Origin of the sequence: Methylobacterium sp. Leaf361 (genome assembly GCF_001424445.1) — a bacterium.
GTDB lineage: Bacteria > Pseudomonadota > Alphaproteobacteria > Rhizobiales > Beijerinckiaceae > Methylobacterium.
In genome coordinates this window covers 13,012-28,708 of the sequence record NZ_LMPY01000036.1, presented here as the reverse complement: position 1 = coordinate 28,708, position 15,697 = coordinate 13,012, and the positions used below count along the sequence as shown (strand labels likewise).

General features: G+C 71.9%; 13 protein-coding genes, 1 rRNA gene and 1 pseudogene. 5 read left to right on the top strand and 10 right to left on the bottom strand.

Going from position 1 to position 15,697, the window contains the following annotated elements; translation table 11 throughout:
- Positions 1 to 117: ribosomal RNA gene (locus tag ASG32_RS22815) — 16S ribosomal RNA — on the bottom strand; the annotation flags it as partial.
- Between the two features lie 672 nt (positions 118 to 789).
- Between ASG32_RS22815 and ASG32_RS22810 the strand changes: the two genes are divergently transcribed.
- Positions 790 to 2,556, top strand: coding sequence for a monovalent cation:proton antiporter-2 (CPA2) family protein (locus ASG32_RS22810; RefSeq protein WP_056531116.1), 1,767 nt, complete (start codon positions 790 to 792; stop codon positions 2,554 to 2,556).
- Between the two features lie 376 nt (positions 2,557 to 2,932).
- Entirely contained in the window at positions 2,933 to 5,317 is a 2,385-nt protein-coding gene (locus ASG32_RS22805) for a DNA topoisomerase (RefSeq protein WP_091928146.1), read from the top strand.
- Between the two features lie 95 nt (positions 5,318 to 5,412).
- Here the strand turns inward: ASG32_RS22805 and ASG32_RS22800 are convergent, their stop codons facing one another.
- Complete coding sequence (locus ASG32_RS22800) at positions 5,413 to 5,775, bottom strand: DUF4186 domain-containing protein (protein ID WP_042669993.1); 363 nt, start codon at positions 5,773 to 5,775, stop codon at positions 5,413 to 5,415.
- A gap of 66 nt (positions 5,776 to 5,841) precedes the next feature.
- On the opposite strand from ASG32_RS22800, the gene ASG32_RS22795 reads away from it, so the two are divergent.
- On the top strand, positions 5,842 to 6,597 hold the full coding sequence (locus ASG32_RS22795) for a DUF72 domain-containing protein (protein WP_056531111.1): 756 nt from the start codon (positions 5,842 to 5,844) through the stop codon (positions 6,595 to 6,597).
- Between the two features lie 193 nt (positions 6,598 to 6,790).
- On the opposite strand, the gene ASG32_RS22790 is transcribed toward ASG32_RS22795, so the two are convergent.
- A complete protein-coding gene (locus tag ASG32_RS22790) occupies positions 6,791 to 7,987 on the bottom strand; it encodes an FAD-dependent monooxygenase (RefSeq protein ID WP_056531108.1) in 1,197 nt (398 codons plus the stop codon).
- A 511-nt stretch (positions 7,988 to 8,498) separates the two neighbouring features.
- On the opposite strand from ASG32_RS22790, the gene ASG32_RS22785 reads away from it, so the two are divergent.
- Positions 8,499 to 9,083 (top strand): hypothetical protein, encoded by a 585-nt coding sequence (locus tag ASG32_RS22785; RefSeq protein WP_056531105.1) that lies wholly within the window; start codon positions 8,499 to 8,501, stop codon positions 9,081 to 9,083.
- Between the two features lie 129 nt (positions 9,084 to 9,212).
- On the top strand, positions 9,213 to 9,506 hold the full coding sequence (locus tag ASG32_RS22780) for a hypothetical protein (RefSeq protein WP_056531102.1): 294 nt from the start codon (positions 9,213 to 9,215) through the stop codon (positions 9,504 to 9,506).
- Positions 9,507 to 9,601: 95 nt separating this feature from the next.
- Here the strand turns inward: ASG32_RS22780 and ASG32_RS22775 are convergent, their stop codons facing one another.
- The 7 genes and pseudogenes from ASG32_RS22775 to ASG32_RS22745 form a co-directional block, all read right to left on the bottom strand.
- Complete coding sequence (locus ASG32_RS22775; RefSeq protein WP_056531099.1) at positions 9,602 to 9,952, bottom strand: hypothetical protein; 351 nt, start codon at positions 9,950 to 9,952, stop codon at positions 9,602 to 9,604.
- Positions 9,953 to 10,421: 469 nt separating this feature from the next.
- A complete protein-coding gene (locus ASG32_RS22770) occupies positions 10,422 to 10,631 on the bottom strand; it encodes a hypothetical protein (RefSeq protein WP_026605124.1) in 210 nt (69 codons plus the stop codon).
- A 328-nt stretch (positions 10,632 to 10,959) separates the two neighbouring features.
- Positions 10,960 to 11,472, bottom strand: coding sequence for a hypothetical protein (locus ASG32_RS22765; RefSeq protein ID WP_056531096.1), 513 nt, complete (start codon positions 11,470 to 11,472; stop codon positions 10,960 to 10,962).
- 59 nt (positions 11,473 to 11,531) lie between these two features.
- A pseudogene (locus ASG32_RS22760) lies at positions 11,532 to 13,362 on the bottom strand (glycoside hydrolase family 15 protein).
- A gap of 67 nt (positions 13,363 to 13,429) precedes the next feature.
- Positions 13,430 to 14,320 carry an SMP-30/gluconolactonase/LRE family protein gene (locus ASG32_RS22755; protein ID WP_056531092.1) on the bottom strand — a complete coding sequence of 297 codons (891 nt, stop codon included), beginning with the start codon at positions 14,318 to 14,320 and terminating at the stop codon, positions 13,430 to 13,432.
- Positions 14,321 to 14,375: 55 nt separating this feature from the next.
- Complete coding sequence (locus ASG32_RS22750) at positions 14,376 to 14,618, bottom strand: hypothetical protein (RefSeq protein WP_020094409.1); 243 nt, start codon at positions 14,616 to 14,618, stop codon at positions 14,376 to 14,378.
- Between the two features lie 411 nt (positions 14,619 to 15,029).
- A complete protein-coding gene (locus ASG32_RS22745; RefSeq protein WP_020094410.1) occupies positions 15,030 to 15,689 on the bottom strand; it encodes a response regulator transcription factor in 660 nt (219 codons plus the stop codon).
- Between the last annotated feature and the right edge of the window lie 8 nt (positions 15,690 to 15,697).

Here is a 15,697-nt window from a genome sequence, read left to right as displayed (position 1 = left end):
GGCACGTTCCCACGCGTTACCACCCGTCCGCCGCTGACCCCGAAGGGCCCGCTCGACTTGCATGTGTTAAGCCTGCCGCCAGCGTTCGCTCTGAGCCAGGATCAAACTCTCACGTTGAAGAGATTGATCTAAGCTGATCACAACTACTTGACAGAGGCTCACAATCATCCCGGCATCACTACCCGGATGTGTGAGCTTCCGAAGCGTTAGACAGCTCGCTTCTCTCGTTGATCCGGCTCTCGCCGGACCCGCAAGGACAAGCGCCGTCCACGCTTCTCTTTCCCGTATTCACTTGTCAAAGAACGGCGCCTGTTTACACAAGTGCCATCTGAAGATCAACAAAAAACTACTCGGCGCTCGCCGACCGTTGCTTGCAGTCTTCAGTGGAAGTCCGTCCGAGCGGCCCGCCCTGGCCGGGCACCGCGTCGGGAGGCGCCGTATAGGGCGCCAGAAATCGGCTGTCAATCGCCCCTCTTCGTCGACCGCCGGACGCTGGCGGGCGCGGTCGTCCGCGTGTGCGGACACCGCTCCCGGATCCGGCAGAGGCCCCGCGCGCAGAGACCCGTCGCCGCGCCAGCCTCTCAGCACACCCCTCCGTGATCCGGACGAGGGGCCTCGCTCCGGATCGCGCGTCAGAGCAAGCCGCACGATGAGTGCTCATGGAAACGATCCGTTTCGATAGTTTCCATTTCTGATTGCGCGTGCTTCGCTCAAGATGGATCCATCGGCGCGACGTCGGGGCCCAGCACGGGCCGCGGGGCGCCAGTGCACCCACGGAAGGACCCCGCCATGGCTGTCGAAGCATCCGGTGCCGCGAGCGAACTCGTTCAGGTCGTCTCCCTCCTGGCGGCCGGCGTCATCGCCGTCCCGCTGTTCAAGCGGCTCGGCCTCGGATCGGTCCTCGGCTACCTTCTGGCCGGACTGGCAATCGGGCCCTTCGGGCTCGGCCTGTTCACGGACGCCCACGCCATCCTCCACGTGGCGGAGCTCGGCGTCGTGATGTTCCTCTTCATCATCGGGCTGGAGATGGAGCCGTCCCGGCTCTGGGGCATGCGCCGCGCGATCTTCGGGCTCGGCCTCGCCCAGGTGGGCGCCTGCATCGCTGCCCTCACCCTGGTCGGACTCGCCCTCGGCTTCTCGATCACCGTCGCCTTCGTGGCCGGGACCGGCTTCGTGCTGACCTCCACCGCGATCGTCATGCAGCTCCTGGAGGAGCGCGGCGCGCTCTCGACGCCGAAGGGTCAGCGCATCGTGGCGATCCTGCTGCTGGAGGATCTCGCCATCGTGCCGCTCCTCGCCGCCGTCGCACTTCTGGCGCCGGGCGGGAGCGCCGCGAGCGCGACGGAGCGCGCGGTCACGGTCGCCATCGCCCTGCTCTCGGTCTGCGCGCTCGTCGCCGCGGGGCGCTGGCTGCTCAACCCGCTGTTCCGCCTCCTCGCCGCCGCCAAGGCGCGCGAAGTCATGACGGCCGCGGCCCTCCTCGTCGTGCTCGGCTCGGCCCTCGCGATGCAGCTCGGCGGCCTCTCGATGGCGATGGGCGCCTTCCTGGCCGGCGTCCTGCTCTCGGAGTCGAGCTTCCGTCACCAGCTGGAGGCCGATGTCGAGCCGTTCCGCGGCATCCTGCTCGGCCTGTTCTTCCTCGGGGTCGGGATGTCCCTCGACCTGACGGTGATCGCCGCGAATGCCGGCCTGATCCTGGCGGGCGTCGCCGCCTACATGACCGTCAAGGGCCTGCTCATCTACGGCGTGGCCCGGGTGCTGCGCGCCTCGCACGCCGAGTCGCTGGAACGCGCGGCCCTGATGGCGCAGGGCGGCGAGTTCGCCTTCGTGCTGTACGCGGCCGCCGCGAGCGCGGGCATCATCGACGGCACGACCAACGCCGTCCTGACAGCCACCATCATCCTGTCGATGGCGATCACGCCGCTGATGGTCGTCGCCTTCGATCGTCTCGGTCCCAAGGCCGTCCCGTCCATCGACGGCGTCGAGGCGCCCGAGGACCTCGTGGGCAGCGCCCTGATCGTCGGGTTCGGCCGCTTCGGCCAGATCGCCAGTCAGCCGCTCATAGCGCAGGGCTGCTCGGTCTCGATCATCGACACGAACCCGAGCAACATCCGTCTCGCCGAGGGATTCGGCTTCAAGGTCTATTACGGTGACGGCACCCGCCTCGACATTCTGCACGCGGCCGGCGCCGCGACGGCGCGGGCGATCCTGATCTGCGTCGACGACACCGCGATGGCCAGACGCGTCGCGGAGATCGCCAAGGCGGAGTTCCCCCTGGTGCCCGTGCTGGCGCGCGCCCGGGATCGCGAACACGCGGTCGAGCTGATCCAGGCGGGCGTGGCCTACCAGATCCGCGAGACGGTCGAGTCGGCTCTGCTCCTCGGCGAGCAGGCGCTCCTGACGACCGGAGCCGAGCCGGAAGCGGCCAGCGCGATCCTGGCGGAGGTCCGGCGCCGCGATGCGGAGCGTCTCGATCTGCAGGTCCTGGGCGGCATCTACGCGGGTCGGGACCTCATTCACGGCAACAAGCCCGGCTCGGCGCACGCGGCCGGCTAGGCCGGTGACCGAACCTCGGTGCCGTGCCCGCTGAAGGCTTGCTGGTCTCGACAGACACTTGGGGCGGGCAACCCTTAGCGCGCGAGCGCGTGCCCGGAGCCTTCGGAGGACGGTGCGCGGGTCGACGGCGACGCGCCAGCCACAGGCGGGGATCCGGCCACGGAGGCATTCCGGGTCGCCGCCGCGGGCGAGCCCGGAGCACAGGTACGAGCGCCGCTCCAGCATCGCGGCGCCGGCCGGTGTGCCTGGGGAGGGCGACACGCCGCCGGCTTCTCCGACGGCTTCCCCTCTCGAGGCGCCAGTTGCGTCCCGAGCCCGTCTGGAACAAAATGTGAACCCTGGGTCAGGCGCGGCGACAGCCGGAGCGGTCAGCGACATGTCATCTCCGAGCTCCGGTCGCACGCTGTTCTTCTTCGAGAAGCCCTCGGCGATGCGCCAGTTGCAGCGCTTCTTCCGCTCGCCGAGCACGGTCTGCGTGGCCGCCGAGGGACACCTGCTCTCGGCCGAGGAGCCGGGCAGCATCCGGCCCGAGTGGAAGCCCTGGCGCTTCGACCTCCTCCCGATCGTCCTTCCCACGATCCCGGTCGGCTACGGCACGAACCGGTCCGGGCAGTCGCACGCACCGAAGATCGCCGCGATCCGGCAGGCGCTGAGCGGCGTGGACCGCGTGATCATCGCCACGGATCCGGGTCGCGAGGGCTCGATGATCGCGTGGGAAGTGCTCGAGCATCTCGGCTGGAACGGCCGGGTCGACCGGCTCAAGCTCGGCGCGCTCGACGAGGTCTCGATCCGACGCGCCTTCGCGGCCCTGGCCAAGGATCCCGCCTCGGGCGAGCGCGACTACGCCGCCTATCTCGAGGCGCTCTGCCGGCAGTACGAGGACTATCATCTCGGCCTGAACGGCACGCGGGCGATCTCGCTGCGCCTGCGGCCGCCCGCCTTCCGGGAGCCCTGGCGCTTCGGCGGCGTCCAGACGCCGACCCTCGCCATCCTGGCGGACTTGGAGGAGCGGATCCGGTCCTTCGTGCCGCAGGACTTCTTCAAGGTCGCGCTGCACCTTAGGACCCATGCAGGCGCGGAGATCACCCTCTGGCACGCCCCGAAGGAGCGGATCCTCGATGCGGCGATCGCTGAGACGATCCGGTCCGCCGCGGCGACGTGGTCGGGCCCTCTGGCGGTCGCGCACAGGGATGTCCGGCGCGCGCCGCCCCGGCTGTTCTCGAAGGACACCCTGGCGCGACGCTGCGCCAAGCGGTTCGGCTGGGACCCGCAGCACACGGCCGGCATCGCTCAGGACCTCTACGATCAGGGGTACCTCAGCTACCCGCGCACGGAGTCGGAGCACCTGCCCGAGGGCCAGGCCGGCGATGCCGCCGCGATCATCGCGGCCGTCACAACCGTCCTGACCGACCTGAGCAAAGTCGTTCCGCGCGACGCTGCGCCGCTGATCCGTCGCGGCCTGAAGGGCCACTACGTCGCGGATCCGGGCGAGCACCACGCTATCGTGCCCCTGCGCAAGGCGCCCGAGCGCGGCCGTCTCAGCACCGATCAGTTCCGCTTGTGGGAACTCGTGGCGAAGGCCTATCTCGCCGCGCACCTGCCCGACGGGGTCGACGCGCGCACGAGCGTCACGGCGGATGTCGCGACACCGCTGGGCGTGAGGCGGTTCGCCGTCTCCGGCAGCGTCGTGCGCGCGCCGGGCTGGCGCGCGCTCTACGGCAGCGAGGCCGAGCTCGAAACGGATGCCGTGCCCGGCAAGACCAAGCGCGAGGCGGAAGCCACCGCCACCCGCCTGCCGCTCGTGACCGACGGCGAGGGCGCCTCCGCCGCGACGGCGGAGATCGCCACCGCGAAGACCGAGCCGCCGCGGCGGATCACCCGAGGCGAATTGCCGGTGGTGATGGGCCGGCTGATCGACCAAGTGGACGATCCGGCCGCCAAGCGCGCCCTGGAAAACCCCGCCAACCCGAACGAGCCGAAGGGTCTGGGCACGGCCGCGACGCGCGACACGATCCTGCCCAAGCTCCTGAAGAGCCGCTACATCACGCTGTCTACCGGCAAGGATCCGGCCATCGAGGTCACCGAGGTCGGCCTGACCTTCGTCCGCGCGGTGCGCAGCGTGTTCCCGGCCTACGGAGATCCGGTCGGGCGCGCCATGTTCGAGGCGGAGCTCGCCGAGATCGGACGGGCGGCCACGCGCGCCGAGGCGGTCGCGCGCGCGACCGCCTTCCGCCAGCGCACCCGCGCCCGCCTCGACGACCTGATCGCCGCGATCGCGCAGGCGCCGACCGTCAGCCTCGATCCGAGCCTGATTCCGGCCGGTCAGGGCGACCAGCGGCCGCCGACGCCGGCCATGGTGGCGTTCGCCGTGAGCCTCGCCGAGCGGAAGGGCGTGACGCTGCCGCGTGGCTGCAGGAGCAGCATCAGCGTCTGCCGCGCGTTCCTCGACACCCATGCCGGGCCGCGTGCCGGGCAGGAGGACGACGCCGGCCGCGCAGACGGCCGGCGGAGCCCGAGCGCGGCGATGGTCGGCTACGCGCGCAGCCTCGCCCAGCAGCGCGGCATCCCGTGCCCGCCGGACGCGGAGACGGACTTCGACGCGTGCCGGCGCTTCCTCGACGCGCACGCCGCGCGGCCAGGGCAGGGGAGGGACGAGGCGAACGCCGGAGGGGCAAAGGCCAAGCGGCCCGCGGAGCGGGAGAAGCGGCGGGGCCGTGTGGCCCGGACGCCGCGACCGGCAGCGGCACGCCGCCGGGCCTGAAGCGCCCCGGCGGGAGTGACCGGATCGCGGCGTTCGTCCGCGACGCCGACTTTGCCCCGTCTCGGTGGCGCCGGCCGCCCGGCCTGGCGCGCGCTTCAGGCGGCCTCGGGGTCCTCGGAGCGCAGCCAGCGCGCGATCGCGGCGACCACGTGGGCCTGCTCGACGGCGGTCAATGCCCGGCCGGCGGGGATCGCGTGCCACTTGGCCAGGCAACCGCGGCAGCAGGTTGCCGTCGCGTGCTGCGCCGTGAAGACGGGATGACCGCGAAAGGGCGTCTGCTTGCCGTCGTTCCTCGGCTCGGCGGACGCGAGGCGTCGCCGCACGAAGTCCCGCGCGTGGTCCAAGACCGTCGGGAGCCCCTTCTCCCGCAGGTAGACCCGATCGGCGATCGCCAGCCGGAAGCGTCGCCGGAACGCGGATTGCGGGAGACGGTCGAACACCTCGTCGAGCGCTCGCATGCGCGCAGATCCCGGTCTACCGATCGCCGGTCGGGCCGGCATGGCTTCGGCCCCGAGCGGTATTCCATGCATCCATCAGACGCCATCGCCGTCGGAACCGCGGGCTGGAGCCTGCCCAAGGCCTACGCGCCGCAGTTCCCAGAGGCGGGCAGCCATCTGGAGCGGTACGGACAGCGCTTTTCCGCGGTCGAGATCAACACCGCCTTCTATCGGCCCCATCGGGCGACGACCTACGCGAGATGGGCTGCGGCGGTGCCGGACGGGTTCCGCTTCGCCGTGAAGGTGCCGCGATCGGTCACGCACGAGCGGCGCCTCATCGGCGTGGATGAGCCCCTCGAGCGCTTCCTCGGGGAGGTCACGGGCCTCGGGACAAAACTCGGGCCGCTGCTGCTCCAGCTCCCACCGAGTCTGGCCTTCGACAGCCCGTCCGCGGCGACCTTCCTATCGGAATTCCGGCGGCGCTTCCCGGGCGACATCGTCTGCGAGCCGCGCCACGCCACGTGGTTCACAGAAGATGTCGACCGCCTGCTCGTCGGCCTCGCGATCGCCCGTGTCGCGGCCGACCCCGCGCCGGTCCGGAACGCCGGCATGCCCGGTGGCTGGCCGGACCTCGTCTACTATCGGCTCCACGGCTCGCCGCGCATGTACTACTCGGCGTACGAACCGCGCGTCCTGTCCCGGATGGCCGAGCGCCTCGGAGCGCACAAGGCCCTCGGCCGACGCGCGTGGTGCATCTTCGACAACACCGCGGAGTTCGCCGCGATCGGTGATGCCCTCGACATGCTCGCGCGCGTCGAGACCCGACAGGGATCCGATTCATGAAACAACAGACATTGATCTCACAATTCTAGGGAGGACTTTCCCCCGCCGGCACAGCCGGTCTTGTCGGGAGAGGCTGCCCCGACAACGGACGCCGTCGTTCCTGAGCCAAGATCAGACCCCGCAGTGAACCGAGCCGTGGCGATCCGAGCGCTCCATGTGGAACCGCCCGGAGCGTGTGTGCCGAGGAGCCGATTCAGGCCGATCGACCGACGTAAGCGGAGACATCGGGCTCCTCGGAGCGCCCATCGAACAGCTTCGCGGTGACGCGGCGAACGGCGGGCCTGCTCGCGACGTTCAGGGCCGCGTGAAGGAGACGGATGCCGATCCGCGTGCGCGGGTTCATGAGCTTCGGCGCGAGCTTCGGGACACCCTGCGCCCTCTCGACATACGGGCGCATGACCCGCTCGTAAGCCGCAAAGCCCGCCGCGACCGTGTCGGCGCGCGCCAGCTCACCGGCCAGCACGCAGGCGCCGGTGACGGCCAGCGTCGTGCCGATGCCCGCGAGGGGCGTCGCGCACCAGGCCGCGTCGCCTGTGAGCACGACGCGTTCAGACGACCAGCGCTTCATCCTCACCTGGCGCAGGACGTCGAGGTAGAAATCGTCCGTCGCGTCCAGGCCCGCCACGACGCGCCCGGCCTGCCACCCGGCGCCGGCGAACCGCGCCCGCAGGAACGCCTTCTGGCGAGCGATATCCCAGTCCTGCTCGCCGCCGGGCGGCTGACGGAGCGTCAGCATCGCGCGCGTCGTGCCGTGTCGGTCCGGCCGCAGCGAGATGCTGCGGCCGCCCGTGGCGTTGAACCAGCGCCACATCCGGTCGTCGCCGGGGATTCTGGGAATCGTGAAGTACGCGATGGTCAGATCCATCCAGCGCGGCGCGTTCTCTCCGGGAAAGACGAGCTCGCGGGTCGATGAGCCGACGCCCTCCGCCACGACCACCGCGTCGTAGCGTTCCGTCTCGCCGCCCGCGAAGGTGACGGCGACCGCGTCCCCGTCCTCCGCGAGGCGGGCCACACGGTCGCCGAAGCGGTAGCGGGCCCGCTCCCGGGCCGGCTCGTAGAGAAGGCGCGCTAAGTCGCCGCGCAGGATCTCCATCTCGGCGGTCGGGCCATCACCCTCAGCCCCGGCGACGTCGAACCGCGCGGCGACCCGTCCCCGGCCGTCGATCCAGGCCGTGCCCTCCTCGCCGGTGCCGCTGGCGAGGGCGGCCCGTTCCAGACCCATCCGGCGCAGCACCGTGCGACCGACGCCGCGCACATCGACGTTCTGCCCACCGTCCCGGAAGGCGGGCGCGCGCTCGACGACGGTCACGTCGAAGCCGCTGCGGGCGAGCCACCAGGCCACCGTGTTGCCGGCGATGCTGGCGCCGGTGATCAGGATGCGACGCGCCATACGGAAACCACTCCCGGGGACCCAACAGCGTCCGGCGCGACGGGTTGCCGGCGACGAGCGCGGCTCTCCGCGGCGGGACGCTCCCGTCTCGGCGGTGCCGGCGGTGGGATCGCCACCCGGCCGTGCAGCGCCGCGGAGGCGCGCGCTCTGACCCGCGGCGGCGCCGATCCCCTCGACAGGTCTCGCCGCGTGCCCAACATGAGCGCGACGATCGTGCCGATCGGCCCGCGCGGGACGCGCGGAACTCGGTCTGGTCTGCTCAAGGCTGACGTGAGACCGGCGCAGGCAGGGATTTCAGGGCATGACAGGGGGACACGGAAGGTCCATCGGCGGTCCGGGCACTGGCGCGCGGTCGGGTGACGCCGGTGCGGAGACGCGCGGATCCGCTGCTTCGGCCCGCCACGCCGTCGCGCGGGCCGATGGCGGCCTCCCCGGTGATGGCCGCGCGCCCTGCGCGAGCCGGAGAGACCGGACGCGGCGAACACGGCGCGTCGGCGCGCTCTGCGCCCTGATGATCGCGGCGCCGACGGCGACGCGCGCCGATCCGGTGGCGGCGCTTCTCCGGGACTGGACCACGGCCAACGGTCTCTGCCGCGGCGGCTCCGGCGACGATCCGCGCACGCAGGCGGCCTGCGAACGGCGCGACGGCCTCGATCGCCGGCTCGCCGCCGCGGGCTGGTGCTACGGACGCCCGGCCGACACGGGCGCCCAGAGAACCTGGCAGCCCTGCGGCGACGGCACGCGACAGCCCGCACAGGCCGGGACGGAGACCCCGCAGGGCGCGGCGCGGCGCGCCCTGCTCGATGTCGCCCGGGGCCCCGCGGAGACCGGGCGGGGACAGCCGGTGCAGTTCGTCGTGCACGCCCTGAACCAAGTCGGCCCCTGGGCCTTCCTGTTCGCGCAGATGCAGCGGCCCGACGGCCGCCCCCTCCCTCGCGCCGCGGACGATCTGGACTCGAACGACTACGCCGCGCTGCTGCGCCAGGACGGAAACGGCTGGCGGGTCGTCGACTTCGCCGTGGGACCGACCGACGTCGCGTGGGAAGGCTGGGACCGGCGCTACGGGGCGCCGGCCTCCGTCTTCGCGGTCCGCTGAGGTTCGTCCCCGCCGCATGAACGGAGAGACGCCCACGCGCCGACGCCTTCGGCTCTTCGCGGTCCGGCCGATCCGGGCGGCTGTCCCGGCGCCGGTGTCGGCTCCCGCCAGGACCCGGGAGGCCCGGGCATGATGGCCGCGCGTCGCTGGCTAAGCGCGACGGGGCTCGCGCTGCTTCCGACGACCGCCCAGGCAGCCCTGCCGCCGTCCTGGCAACGCGTGCGTGAAGTCCAGGCCGTCGCGGAGGCGGCCGCGCGGGTGCTGGGATCGCGTCCGATCGATGCAGTCGAACGCGTCGACGGGGAGCGCTACCGCGTCCGGGCGGGTGACTGCCGGGTCACGGTCCGCGTCGTCGTCCGCCCCCGAGCACAGCCGGGACCGCAGGCCTTCGACGCGATTCCGGACGCTCCGGACTGCCCCTAGGACCGCCACGGGCTTCATCCCTGCGCCGCGGCGTCGAGCGCCGGAGAGGCCTCGGAGAGGTCGCGGCCGCGCACCCGCGGCGCGGCGCTCGCCCATCAGACAGGCCGGCCCGGCGAGCCGGCGTGCATCGCGCCGATCACGGCGAGCAGACCGAGCAGAACCATGAGCACGGAGTAGTACTGCATCGGGATCCAGAACAGGGTGTGGCGCGGGCGCAGGATCACTGTCTGCCCCGTGCGCGGGTCGAGCAGTTCGCGGCCCGGCCGGCCGTTCAGCCGGGTGCCGAGCCACCAGTTGAAGCCGGCCGCCACCACCCACACCAGGATGACGCCCGTGGGCGTCGGGACGCCCAGGCGGGCGAGCGCCGGATCGAGCAGCACGCTGCCGATCAGGCCCGCCGCCGCGATCAGCGCCGTCAGCATTCCCCAGCCGGACCAGATGATCATTCCCGGACATCCCCTGTCTTGGCGAACGGTCCCGCCTCGCGGGACGCGGTTCCTCCGGCAGGCGCCGGCACGATGTTGCGATGGGCGGCCCAGTCGCGTTTTCGCCGGGTCGCGGGGATTGTCCGACGCCGAGACTGGTATCGACCGGCATCCCGCGCGGACCGTCGGTCGCCCTCCCGGCCGCGATAGCCGCGGTGCAGATCGGCGGTCCTCGGGGTCCGGGCGCGGGTCGGGTCGACGGCGAGGCTCATGCGATCAGTGGATCAACTCACGTCAGGCATCGTCGCGGGCGACACCTCGCACGGCCCGGTCCCGCCGGCAAGCTGACCCCTGACCAGGGGCAGGATCACCTGAACGGCTGCACGGCCGTCTAGAGGTTCATCGACGACTCTCTCGTCGCCGCTGACCAGATCCCGTCGACGACCGGAGCGTCGGCGGCCCTGCCTCGCAATGCGCGAATACCGCCGATCTACCTAGAGCCGGACAATCCGAAAAGGATCGCCGCGCCTGCGACAAGGAGCGGCGCCCAGAAATGGACCAGGCCGCCGCCGCTCCAGACCGAGAAGGTCTCCCGGCACCCCGTCGTGTTCATCGCACATCCCAGGGGGACGAAGTACATGAACCACACGAAGGTCGCGATGACGAGAAGTGTCCCGAAAATCAGCGCGGCGCCCCGCATCGACAACATCCTCATGCGCGCACCGGTCGGTGCACGCTCCGCTACGGCCCGGGGCCACGATCGGATCCCACCCTGCCAGGACCGACGTCTCCTGTCGCTCCATGACGGGCGCGTCCGCGAGGTTCGCGTGAGAGCCGCGACAGGGACCTCGCGGGATCCGCACCGACGCTCACCGCGAGGCGGGGGTCCGCGCCCGTGACCGGCCGCGGCCGGAAGAGAGGCGCGCCGCGGATCCGGCCCGTCCGCTACCGGTGAGATGGCGCGGAAGCCGACGCCGGTGTGCAAGGGCCGAGCCCGGAGCGCCCGCGGCGGCCGTCCGGGTCTGGCGCTACCGCGGACCGCCGCCGCGCCGCCGCGCGATCTCGTGTCCCGCGCTGTCGAGGGCGCCCGACGGCGCGAGGCCGTCGTTCGGAACGGCCTGCATGCCATCGTGCGCGGTGCGCGAGGTCGGTCGCGCGAGACCGTGATCGCCGGCGGCCTGCTTCATCGCCAGCGCCCTGCGGGAGCTCGTGACCAGGCGACCGCGCGCCCGGGCGTTCCGCCTGCGCTCGCTCTCCTTGCTGGCGCGCTTCACCGCGGCTGCCAGCACCGCGGCCTTCCGGCGGGTCCCGGTATTGTCGGTCGCGGCGCGCGCGCCGGACGGGGCGGCCTTGCCGCGCAGCTCGCGGCGCTGCCGGCGGGAGATATCCCGCGCACGGTCGCGGCTTGCCCGAAGACGCGCGACCAGCTCCGCCAAGCCGCCGTCATCGGCCTCACCGAGCCTGGGGTGATGCGAGCGCGCGACGAGATCGGCCTCGTCCACGCTCAGGAGACGGGCTTCGTGACGGCTCGATCGGGACATGGGCACTCCTGCGCTGAATGAGGGGTGGCGACAGCGGACGGGCGGATGGCGGGCGGCGATCAGTCGGGGCCGCCCAGGGTCGGTGTCCGGCGCAGCGCCGTCTCGCGCAGGGACCGGTCGGCGTAGGTGCCCTGCACCGCCGCGCGACCGCCGTGGTCGAACAGGTCGAGCATCAGGGCGCTGTGGATGAAGCCGAGATGGCTGAAGGCCTGGGGGAAGTTCCCCAGGAAAGCGCCGTCCGGCGCGACCTCCTCGGCGTAGAGGCCGACGTCGTTCTGGAGGGCGCGCAGGGCGTTGAAGCGCAGCCGCGCCTCCGCGTCCCGGCCGAGCCAGAGCAGCGCGTCGACCAGCCAGAAGGCGCAGAGCAGGAAGGTGCCCTCGTGGCCGGGCAGGCCGTCGTCGTTCCGGTAGCGGTAGACGAGGTGGCCGTGGCCGAGGCGCTCGATGACGACGTCCACGGTCCGGGCGAAGGCGGCCTCGTCGACCGGGAAGCCGACCAGGGGCGCCATCAGCAGGGCGGCGTCGACGTCGTCACCGCCGAGATATTGCGGGTAGTAGCCGTCCCGGTGGATCCCCGGGCCGTTCACGCAGGCGACGATACGGTCGCGCTCCCGGCACCACGTCTCGCGCGGGCCGAACAGGCGGATCGCCCGGTCCAGGGCGACCCAGTTCATGATCGCCGCGTGGAGGTAGCGCTGCTCGGGCTTGCGCGGCTCCCAGAGACCGGCGTCGGGGCGGTGCCAGTGCGCGGCGGAGATGTCGGCCAGCCGGGCGCCGTGCCCGAGCATCGCCTCCGGGAGCGTGCCGCCCAGGCGTGTGTAGAGGTAGAGCAGGTCGAGCACCTGCCCGTACGCGTCGGCCTGATGCTGCTCGGCGGCCTCGTTGCCGGCCCGCACCGGCGCGCTGCCCCGCCAGCCCTCGAAATGCGCGATCGTGGTCTCGGCGAGGTCGGCCTCGCCCGAGACGCTGTAGAGCGGCCGCAGCCGCCCCTCCGCCCGCGCGCAGAGGTCGGATACGAACCCGAAGAAGGCCTCGGCCTCGCGCAGCATGCCGAACTTCTTCAGGACGTAGAAGGACAGGCACGCGTCGCGGATCCAGCAGAAACGGTAATCCCAGTTGCGGATCCCCCCGATCTCCTCGGGGAGGGAGGTCGTGGCCGCCGCGACCATCGCGCCGGTGGGCGCGTATGTCAGCGCCTTGAGCACGAGCGCCGACCGGGAGCAGCTCATCGGCGAGCGGTCCCGTGTAGGCGGCGTCCTGCGTCCACAGCACCCAAGCCTTGCGCGTCCGCTCCATCAGGGCGCGCGCGTCCGGCGGGGCGTCCGGCAGGGCATCGCCGTAGATGCTGAAGCTCCGCGCCTGCCCGCCCTCGAGGACGAACCGCGCGGCGGCCCCGGCGCCGTCCCGCACGAGTTCGACATCCGCGACGAGGCCCGGGCATCCCGGTGCCGTCACCCGGCCGCCCGCGATCTCCGGCGGCGCGAAGGACTCGGCGAAGCCCGCCAGCGGCCGGTAGACGACCACCATCGGGACACGGCCCGACACACCGCTGACGAGCCGGACCAGGAGCGGCCGGTGCGGGCCGCCCTCCGGCCCGACCATGAAGTCGTGCAGGGTCACGAAGCCGTCCGGGGTGGTGAAGGTGGTCTCCAAGATGTTGCTGCGGCTCAGGTACTGCCGCGCCGTCTCGTACCGCCCCTCGGGGCGGATGGAGAAATGGCCGCCGCGCCGGTGGTCGAGCAGCCGGGAGAAGGCCGGGTCGGCGTCGAAGCGCTCCAGGCAGGCCCAGTCGATCGATCCGTCGCGGGCGACGAGCGCGCATCCCTCGCAGTTGCTCAGGAGGGCGTAGGCTTCGATCGGCTGATAGGGGCGCTCGCCCGCGTCGGTCATGGAGTCTCCTGGGTGTTGCGCTTCGACGCGCCGGCTGAGGGCGGGCGAGAACCGCGGTCCGGCCTGGTCAGGCGCAGAGCCGGAAGGCCGGCTCCAGCAGCCCCCGCGCGCCCACGTCGATCAGGATCGTCCGGCCATGCTCCGGATCCTCGGCGCGGTCCGCCACGTCCATGCCCTCGTAGGCGGACGTGACCAGCAGGCGGTCGAGATCGCGTCCCGCGAAGGTCGGACAGGTCGGCTGCCGCATCGGCACCGACACGGTGCGGACCCGCTCGCCCGCGGGGCTGTAGGCGTCGAGGCAGCCGGCGCCGAAGCGCGCCGTCCAGATCAGGCCCTCGGCATCCACGGCGGCGCCGTCGATCGCGCCCTCGCCGCCGCGGTGGTCGAAATGGATCTCGACCGGTCCCCGCGGCAGCCCGGTCCTCGGATCGAGCGGGACGCGGTGAAGCACGCCGACGTCGGTATCGACGAAGTAGCCGGTGGCGCCGTCCGGCGAGAAGCTGATGCCGTTGGGGATCGTCAGGCCGCCGAAGAGGCGGTGCACCTTCGTGCCGGCCACGTGATAGATCGAGCCGCGCCCCTTGGTGGCGTCGCGGTCCATCGTGCCGATCCACAGCGCGCCGCTCGGATGGACGCGGCCGTCGTTGGACCGGTTGTCGTGCAGATCCTCCTCGAGGGGGCAGAGCATCCGGATGTCCCCGTCCCGGATCGACCGGACGTAGAGACCGTCCTCCGCCGAGAGCAGCTGGTGGGCGCCGTCGATCGCCGCGATGTCGCTGACTTGGACGGGCAGGACGTGGACGAGCGCCTTCTGGGCGCTGGCGATCGGCTTCTCGAACAGGCGCGCTTCCAGGATATCGACCCACCACGCCGTCCCGGTGCGCGGATCGTAGCTCGGTCCTTCACCGAGGTGGCAGCGCACCTGGCTGAGAATTCGGATGTCGTGCGGAGGACGCAAAGGCTCGTTCCCGTTCGTGTCGGTCGATGTTCGAGGCGGACCTGTCGCGACGGCGTCAGCACTTGTCGCAGACGCTGCCGAGGACCGCGTCGAGGTCCTTCTGCCGTCGCGTCCGCTCGCGCGGATCGTGCAGCGGCGCGGCCCCCGCGCCGGGCGGCACCGTCTGCCCCACCGACGAGCGGTACGGCGCGTTGATCGTGGTCTCAGGGCCGCCGCCCGTCCCCGTGAACGCGGCTGCCAGCGCCGCATGGATGCAGATGAACGGCGCGATCAGGCCGATGATCGCTCCACGGGTCATCGCTTGTCCGACAGTCATGGCGAGCCTCCCGATTCAATCTCCGATCCGATCTGCCTGCGCGGTGATGCGCGCCTCGTCCGCGGGGCGAGAGCCGACGACCGACGGGAGATCCACGATCGACCACGCTGCCATCGGTGCGCGGGTGCTCCCCGCCGGCCCGCGACCTGCGCACCGCGCCGACCAAGAGCAGCGACGCCCTCTCCATGTAATCGTCGTTTAATCCGCAGTCTCGGTAAAATCACCAACCGTGACTTCACGCATCATTTCGTGCCGCGATGACAAAGTAGATGGTGACATGCAATCGCGGAGTGCCCTCACGCACGCATCGGCGCGGATTAAACGCGGCGCGCAGTTCAGCGATGGATGTCGGGAAGGATCATCCGTCACTCAGACAAGTGCGCGCGGTCCCCGTCACGCCCTGCCGGCCAGCTCTTCGGGCGGGCACACGAGCCCGGCGCCCACGGCGATCCAGACGAGGTGTGCATCCGTTCGGGCACCGAGCTTGGCGCGGATCCCGGACAGGTTGTTGTGCACCGTCTTCAGGCTCAAGCAGAGGGCCTCGGCCACGGCCTGCGCCGTCATCCCCCCCGCGGTCAGGCTCAGGATCTCGACTTCCCGCGGGCTCAGCGCGTCGACGGCCGAGCGCCCGCCCGCCACCTCGTCCTGGGCGATGGCGTGGGCGATGTCGGCGCTCATCGCCCGCTCGCCGCGCAGCACGGCCGCCACCGCCGCCAGCAACGCGCGCGGCGGACTCGCCTTGGTGACGTAGCCGCACGCCCCCGCGGCGAAGGCTCGGCGCGCGACGACGGCCCCGGTGCGCATGCTGAAGACCAGGATGCGGGCCGCCCCGTCCCACTGGCGGATGTGCCGGATGGCCTCGATGCCGCTCGGCCCGGGAAGCGACAGGTCGAGGATCACGAGATCCGGCCCGTGCGCCTTGTACTGGCGGTAGGCCTCCGCCGCGCTCGCCGCCTCCGCCGTCACAACGAGTCCCGGCTGTCGCTCGATCAGGCGGCGATAGCCCTCGCGCACCACGGGATGGTCGTCGACGAGCAGGATGGACGTGGGCATGAGACGCC